5 protein-coding genes and 1 pseudogene are annotated in these 7,486 nt (G+C 66.7%); 5 read left to right on the top strand and 1 reads right to left on the bottom strand.

Going from position 1 to position 7,486, the window contains the following annotated elements:
* Positions 1 to 39: 39 nt before the first annotated feature.
* On the bottom strand, positions 40 to 1,344 hold the full coding sequence (locus ACFWE2_RS23590) for an ABC transporter substrate-binding protein (RefSeq protein WP_377226644.1): 1,305 nt from the start codon (positions 1,342 to 1,344) through the stop codon (positions 40 to 42).
* A 401-nt stretch (positions 1,345 to 1,745) separates the two neighbouring features.
* On the opposite strand from ACFWE2_RS23590, the gene ACFWE2_RS23595 reads away from it, so the two are divergent.
* The 5 genes and pseudogenes from ACFWE2_RS23595 to ACFWE2_RS23615 all read left to right on the top strand — a co-directional run.
* On the top strand, positions 1,746 to 2,762 hold the full coding sequence (locus ACFWE2_RS23595) for a LacI family DNA-binding transcriptional regulator (protein WP_377226645.1): 1,017 nt from the start codon (positions 1,746 to 1,748) through the stop codon (positions 2,760 to 2,762).
* Between the two features lie 214 nt (positions 2,763 to 2,976).
* Positions 2,977 to 3,993: an ABC transporter permease subunit gene (locus tag ACFWE2_RS23600; RefSeq protein ID WP_377226646.1), complete on the top strand. Its 1,017-nt coding sequence runs from the start codon at positions 2,977 to 2,979 to the stop codon at positions 3,991 to 3,993.
* A 15-nt stretch (positions 3,994 to 4,008) separates the two neighbouring features.
* Entirely contained in the window at positions 4,009 to 4,932 is a 924-nt protein-coding gene (locus tag ACFWE2_RS23605) for a carbohydrate ABC transporter permease (protein WP_377226647.1), read from the top strand.
* A gap of 31 nt (positions 4,933 to 4,963) precedes the next feature.
* A complete protein-coding gene (locus ACFWE2_RS23610) occupies positions 4,964 to 6,715 on the top strand; it encodes an ABC transporter substrate-binding protein (protein ID WP_377226648.1) in 1,752 nt (583 codons plus the stop codon).
* Between the two features lie 79 nt (positions 6,716 to 6,794).
* Positions 6,795 to 7,486: pseudogene (locus ACFWE2_RS23615) on the top strand (ABC transporter substrate-binding protein); the annotation flags it as partial.

Below are 7,486 nucleotides of genomic sequence, written 5' to 3' on the forward strand. Positions count from 1 at the left end.
CCCCCGGAGGCCCGCGTGCGCCGTTCGGTAAGGGTGCTGTCAGCCATCGAGCAGGTCGGCCTTGCCTTCGTCGTACGAGCTCTGGAGCCCGTCCAGCACCTCGTCCGGCGTCTTGGACCGGTTGACGAGTGACTGCAGCTCGCTGACGATCACGTCGTAGTAGCCGGCCACCGGCCAGTCGGGGTAGAACGCCAGGCCGTCCGCGTCAAGGATCGCCTGGAAGTTCTCGGTCAGCTCCCGCGTGCGCTCGTCCTCGATGACCGAGGCGTCGCCCGCCACCGGCAGGCCGCCCTCGGCCGCGAGGATGTTCTGCACCTCCGGGCGGAGCGTGATGTCGATGAACTCCTCGGCGAGGCTCGGGGAGTCGGCGTTCGCGGGGACCACCCAGAGGTTGCCGGACGAACCCGTGTGCAGCGTGTTGCCCGGGAAGTTGAACTGGCCCCAGTCGGCCTCGACCTCGGTCGCGAGGCGGCCGAACCACCAGGACCCGCTGACCATGAGCGGGTAGGTGCCGTCGATGAACGAGACGCCCATGTCCTCGGCGGTGAGCGCTGCCGAGTCGGAGGCGATGTAGCCCTTCTCGATCCACTCGTCCAGCTTCTCGGTGGCCTGCGTCATGGCGTCGTTGTGGAAGTCGACATCGTTTGCGAACAGCTGGTAGTCGTCCACGAGCGCACGGTCGCCGTAGGCGAGGACGAGCTCGTACCAGAGCTGGCCGAGCGGGTACTCGGCGCCGGCCTCGGCCAGCGGCGTGATGCCCTCCTGCTTGAAGGCGGCCAGGACGTCCTCGAACTCGTCGAGCGTCGTCGGCACCTCCAGCCCGTGCTCGGCGAACATGTCCTTGTTGTAGTAGACGCCCACGAACTCGCCGTAGTTGGGCACCCCGTACCACTCGCCGGAGCCCATGCGGCCCTGCTCGTCGTACGTGGCGGTGGTGGCCAGCGAGCCGGTCAGCTTCTCGTCCCAGCCGCGTTCGGTCGCGGCGTCTGTCAGCGGTGTCAGCAGGCCCTGCGCCGCGAGCTGACCCGCCGTCGCGTTGCCCTTGTTGAACTCCATGACGTCGGGCACGTCGTCGCCGGTGAGCACGATCTTGGCGTTCTTCTGGATCTGCTCGAACGTCTGCTTCTCGACGTCGACCGTGACGTCGGGGTTCTCCTCCTCGAAGATCTTGACGGCCTCGGCCCAGGCCTTGCCCATCGCCGAGTCCTCGTTCTCGTAGTGCCAGATCGTCAGCGTGCTGTCGTCGGTGTCGCCACCGCCACCGCCCTGGCCGGTGCAGCCGGTCAGGGCCAGCGCACCGGCCATCGCGGCCGCTACGGCGGTCATGGTCCGCTTGTGCTTCATCGCATCTCCTTGGTTTCGCGTCGCCGCTGGGGCAGTGGGCTGTGCGGGCTCGGCGCCGAGGTACCACGTGGTACCTCCGGCCGGGCCGTCGGACGGCTGAGCGTGATCGTCGAGGAACCCTCGGGGGACGGTCGTCCGGTGGTCGCGACCAGCGCCCCACATCGATTGGTCCTCGGCATCCTTACCCTCTCGGCCGCGCCCAGACCCCTGCGTCTGGATCGTCGAAGCGTTTCAACACGCTAACCCTAGGCGCTGGCTTGTGTCCAGTACCCGACCTCTGGCAAGTGGACTAGGCTTCCATCGAAGCGCTTACCTGGCATGCGGCACACTGGTGTGCCGGTGCCCTCGCGCACCGCCTGCCGCCGCACAGGACACTGCGGTATCGATCCGAGAGGAGCACCGTGGCTACGATCGACGACGTCGCCAAGGCGGCGGGGGTCTCGACCTCAACCGTGTCCTACGTACTGTCGGGCAAGCGGCCGATCTCCGCGCCGACACGGGCTCGTGTCGAGCGCGCCATCGACAAGCTCGGCTACCGGCCGCATGCCGGAGCGCGGGCGCTGGCCTCGTCCCGCACCAACGTCATAGCCCTCATGGCACCCCTCCGGGTGGGCGTCAGCGTACCCGTGATCATGCAGTTCGTGGCAGGTGTCGTGACGCGTGCGCGAGACTTCGACCACGACGTCCTCCTCCTCACCCAGGACGACGTGAGCGGCCTCGACCGGGTGACCGGCGGCTCCATGGTGGACGCGCTGGTGATGATGGACATCGAGGCGGACGACCCGCGCGTGCCCCTCGTCGCGGCCGCCAAGCAGCCGACGGTGCTCATCGGCCTGCCGCAGGACCCGGAGGGCCTCAGCTGTGTCGACCTCGACTTCGAGGCCGCCGGCCGCCTGGCCGTGCGGCACCTCGCGGGCGCCGGCCACACCGACGTCGCACTCATCGGCTCCCCGCCCGAGGTGCTGCAGCGGCACACGTCCTACGCCGAACGGCTGATGCGCGGGCTGCGGAGCCAGGCCAAGCTCTCCGGCGTGACGGTCGAGGTGGAGGCGTGCGACTCCTCGCCGTCCGGCGCCGCGAGCGCTGTGGACACGCTGCTGGCGACCGCGCCGGAGACCACGGGGATCATCGTGCACAACGAGGGCGCGCTCCCCCACGTGCTGTCCCGCCTGGCCGAGCGCGGCATAGCGGTCGGCACCGACATCTCCGTCGTGGCGGTCTGCCCCACCGACGTGGCACTCTCCCAGCGGATCCCGATGACCAGCATCGACCTGCCCGCCGAGGGGATCGGCAAGGTCGCCGTCGACATGGTCATGGCCCGTCTCGAGGGTGATCACCCGTCCGAGACGAGGCTGCTCGCGCCCGTGCTCACCGAGCGAGCGAGCTCGACGAGCGGCCCGGCCGACCCGTTGGACTGAAGGCAAGCGCTTCGCTGTCTCCCACCTGCGGCACCCCCATCTCGGGGGTGAGCGCAGGCCGGGACATGCGGTCTTTCGTGGCCGAACCGTGAACTATTGGTCATTGCACGGCAAGACATCCGTCTGGTATTAATGTCGAAGCGCTTCGACGAATCGACTACGATTCGCCGTCCGCAACCACACAACGAAGTGGCCGATCACGAGGGAGTGACAGGTGAGCCTCACCCAGGGAGCGCGGCCGGAGGTGCTCGGCGCGGGCATTCCGCCGGGCACCGGACCAGCCGGTGCAAGCAAGGGCCGCGGTCGTGGCCGACGTCGCGAGCCACCGTCGCACGGCAAGACCTCGCGGTCGATGTTCTTCGTCATCCTGCCGTTCCTCGTGCTCGTCTTCGTGTTCTCGTACCTGCCACTGCTCGGCTGGGTGACGGCGTTCTACGACTACAAGCCGGCCCTCGGCCTCGGCGGGAGCGAGTTCGTCGGATGGCAGTGGTTCGAGATCCTGGTCTCGTCCGAGACGCAGCTCCAGCAGATCGGCCAGGTCATGGTGAACACCCTCGCCATGAGCTTCCTCGGTATCGCGACGTCGATACTGCCGCTCTTCTTCGCGATGCTGCTCAACGAGATCCGGTTCGCCTGGTTCCGGAACCTGGTGCAGACGCTCACGACGCTCCCGAACTTCATCTCGTGGGTGCTCGTGTACATGATCGCGTTCTCGATGTTCTCCACGTCGGGCCTGGTCAACACCACGCTGCACGACTGGGGCCTCATCACGGTCCCGATGAAGTTCCTGGACAGCGACCAGCACGTCTGGCTGACCATGCTCGCCTGGAGCCTGTGGAAGGGCCTGGGCTGGGGCGCGATCCTGTACCTCGCGGCGATCACGGGAATCGACCAGTCGCTGTACGAGTCGGCGCGGATCGACGGCGCCAACCGGTTCCAGCTCATGCGCCACATCACGTTCCCGATGCTCATGCCGACCTTCGTGGTGCTGCTGGTCCTCTCCATCGCCAACATCCTGAACAACGGCATGGAGCAGTACTACGTCTTCCAGAACGCCTTCAACAGGGAGACCATCCAGGTCCTCGACCTGTACGTCTACAACGTCGGTCTGACCGGGAACAGCCTGTCGCTCGCGACGGTCCTCAGCATGCTCAAGAGCCTCGTCTCGCTCGCACTTCTGCTCGCCGCCAACGCGATCGCCAAGCGCGTCCGCGGGTCGTCGATCATCTAGGAAAGGACCGACGTCGTGACCACAACGGACACCGGGCCCCGCCTGCGCAACGCCCGCGGCGACATCCCGTTCGCCCTCGTCAACTACACCGGCTTCCTGCTCTTCGCGCTGGTGTGCGGCTACCCGTTCTACTACCTGATCATCAACTCGGTCAGCGCCAACGACATCAGCGCGCTCGGCGATGTGCGCCTGTGGCCGGTCGGCCTGCACCTGTCGAACTACGAGCAGGTCCTCGGCCTGCCGGGACTGACCGGCTCGATGCTGGTCTCGATCGCGCGCACCGTGATCGGCACCGGGACCACGGTCCTCGCGTCGGCGTTCCTCGGCTTCATGTTCACGCAGGAACGCCTGAAGAACCGCTCCCTCTGGTACCGGTTCATCATCTTCACGATGTACTTCAACGCCGGCCTCATCCCGGTGTACATCACGATCCACACGCTCGGGCTGACCAACAACTTCTGGGTCTACATCCTCCCGGCGATCGTGCAGCCCTTCAACATCATCCTGGTCAAGACGTACGTGGAGTCGCTGCCCCAGTCGTTGCAGGAGGCCGCCGAGATCGACGGCGCCGGGATCGTGACGATCTTCTTCCGGATCATCCTCCCGAACATGACGCCGATCCTCGCGACGGTGGCGATCTTCTCCGCCGTGGCTCAGTGGAACTCGTTCCAGGACACGCTGCTCTACGTCACGGACCAGAAGCTCTACCCGCTGCAGTACACGCTCTACACGTACCTCAACCAGGCCAACAGCCTGGCTCAGGCGGCACAGAACGCACAGGGCGACCTCGGCTCGATCGTCTCCGCCGCCACGACGCAGACGCCGACGTCGATCCGCATGACCGTCGCCGTGATCGTCGTGCTCCCGATCATCTTCGTCTACCCGCTGTTCCAGCGGTACTTCGTCAAGGGCATCATGCTCGGCGCGGTCAAGGGCTGACCCCGCCTCCATGGATACACAAAGGAGTGTCATGAGATCTCACAAGGCCATAGCGATGATGGCGGCTCCGCTGCTGGGGATACTCTCCCTCGCGGCCTGCACGCCGGCAGGGTCGTCCGACGACACCGAGGCGGTGTCGATCGACCAGGACTGGTCGACGGCGGACCCGATCACGATCGACGTCTTCGACGTCCCGGCCAACTACCAGGGCATCCAGAGCGGCTGGTTCGGCAAGCTCGTCAAGGACAAGTTCAACATGGAGCTGAACATCATCGCTCCGAACGTCGCGGGCGGCGGTGACACGCTCTACAACACCCGCGTCGCGGGCGGCGAGCTCGGCGACCTCGTCCTGGTCGGCAAGGGCCAGCAGCTCGACGAGCTGGTCGAGGGTGGTCTCGTGCTCGACGCGTCCCCCTACTACGACTCCATGAAGAACCTGGCCGCCTACGACGTGGCGGTCCAGAAGCTGAACGACGGCAAGGACGGCGTCTACGGCTTCCCCACCTCGGCCACCACGCTGAAGCCGACCGAGCCGGCCCAGAACATCGACCCGACGTTCGGGCCCTTCCTGCGCTGGGACTACTACGCCGAGGCCGGCTACCCGGAGATCGGCACCCTCGAGGACCTCCTGCCCGTGCTCAAGGAGATGCAGGACGCCCACCCCAAGGCCGACAACGGCAAGCCCGTCTACGCCATCTCCCTGTTCAAGGACTGGGACGGCAACATGATGGTGATGGGCAAGCAGCCGACCACCCTCTTCGGCTACGACGAGATGGGCTTCGTGCTCGCCAAGGCCGACGGCTCGGACTACCAGAGCATCGTCGACTCCGACTCGGAGTACGTGCGCGCGCTGAGGTTCTACAACGAGGCGAACCAGATGGGCCTGGTCGACCCCGAGTCGACCACGCAGAACTACGACACGATGTTCGCCAAGTACCAGGCCGGCCAGGTGCTGCTCTCCTGGTGGCCGTGGCTGGGCCAGTCGGCGTACAACACCGAGAAGAACATGGCCGACGGCAAGGGCTTCCAGCTCGTGCCGATGCAGGACCAGAAGATCTTCACGTACGGCGCCGACGTGTACGGCGGCGGGCTGGTGTACGCGATCGGCTCGAAGGCCGAGGACCCGGCTCGCATCGCGGCGTTCATCGACTGGCTCTACTCGCCGGAGGGCGTTCGTGCGACCTCGTCCGACACCATGGGCGCCGCCGGCCCCAAGGGCCTGACCTGGGAGGACGGCCCGGACGGGCCGGTGCTCACCGACTTCGGCCGCAAGGCGATCCTCGAGGGTGACGCAGATGTGCCTGCCGAGTGGGGCGGCGGCAAGTACAAGGACGGCAGCTCCGCGCTCAACGCGTCGGCGGTGCTGCCCGCCGAGGAGGACCCGGAAACGGGCTTCCCGTACAACTACAAGTCCTGGCCGAGCTACCAGGAGACCGTCGCCAACCCGCTGACGGACGACTGGAGCGCACACATGGGCGGCGCCAAGACGACCATGGAGTACCTGGAGAAGAGCGACCAGATGCTCGTGGCACCAGGATCCGGCTATGCCGCCCCGACCGACTCCTCCGAGATCGAGGCGGCCCGGAACCAGGTGAAGGCCAGCATCGTCGAGCACTCCTGGAAGATGGCCTTCGCCAAGGACGACGCCGAGTTCGACGCCCTGCTCGCCGAGATGCAGGAGACGGTCAACGGCCTCGGCTACGAGAAGGTCCTCGAGGTCGACATGACCAACGCCAAGGACCAGAACGCAGCCCGCGTCGCGGCCGCCGAAGAGCTCGGCTGAGCACCCACCGCTGCCGTGCCGCACAGCTCGTGCGGCACGGTTCCGCGCACCACAGTTCCATGCAAAGCAAGGGAGCGTCATGAGAACACGCAAGGCCACGGCGATGCTGGTGGCTCCACTGCTGGGGGTGTTGTCCCTCACCGCCTGCACGGGGTCAGGTACGCCGGACGACGTCGAGGCGGTGTCGGTCGACCAGGACTGGTCCAAGGCCGAGCCGCTGACCGTCGACGTCTTCGACGGGGTGGCCAACTACCAGGGCATCCAGGGCGGCTGGTTCGGGAAGATCGTCAAGGACAAGTTCAACATCGAGCTGAACATCCTCGCCCCGAACGTCGCGGGCGGCGGCGACACGCTGTACAACACCCGCGTCGCCGGTGGCGAGCTCGGCGACCTCATCATCGTCGCCAAGGGCAAGCAGGCCGACGAGCTGGTCGAGGGCGGCCTGGTGCTCGACGCGTCCCCCTACTACGAGTCGATGAAGCACGCCTCTGCGTATGACACGGCGGTCCAGAAGCTGAACGAGGGCAAGGACGGCGTGTACGCCTTCCCGACCCTGGTCTCCTCGCTCAAGCCGACCGAGACCTCCGAGGGTGTCGACCCGACGTTCGGCCCGTACCTGCGCTGGGACTACTACGCCGAGGCCGGCTACCCCGAGATCGGCGAGCTCGAGGACCTGCTGCCGGTGCTCAAGGAGATGCAGGACGCCCACCCCAAGGCCGACAACGGCAAGCCGACGTACGCCCTGTCGCTGTTCAAGGACTGGGACGGCAA

Source organism: Promicromonospora sp. NPDC060271 (assembly GCF_042726755.1).
Classification (GTDB): Bacteria; Actinomycetota; Actinomycetes; order Actinomycetales; family Cellulomonadaceae; genus Promicromonospora.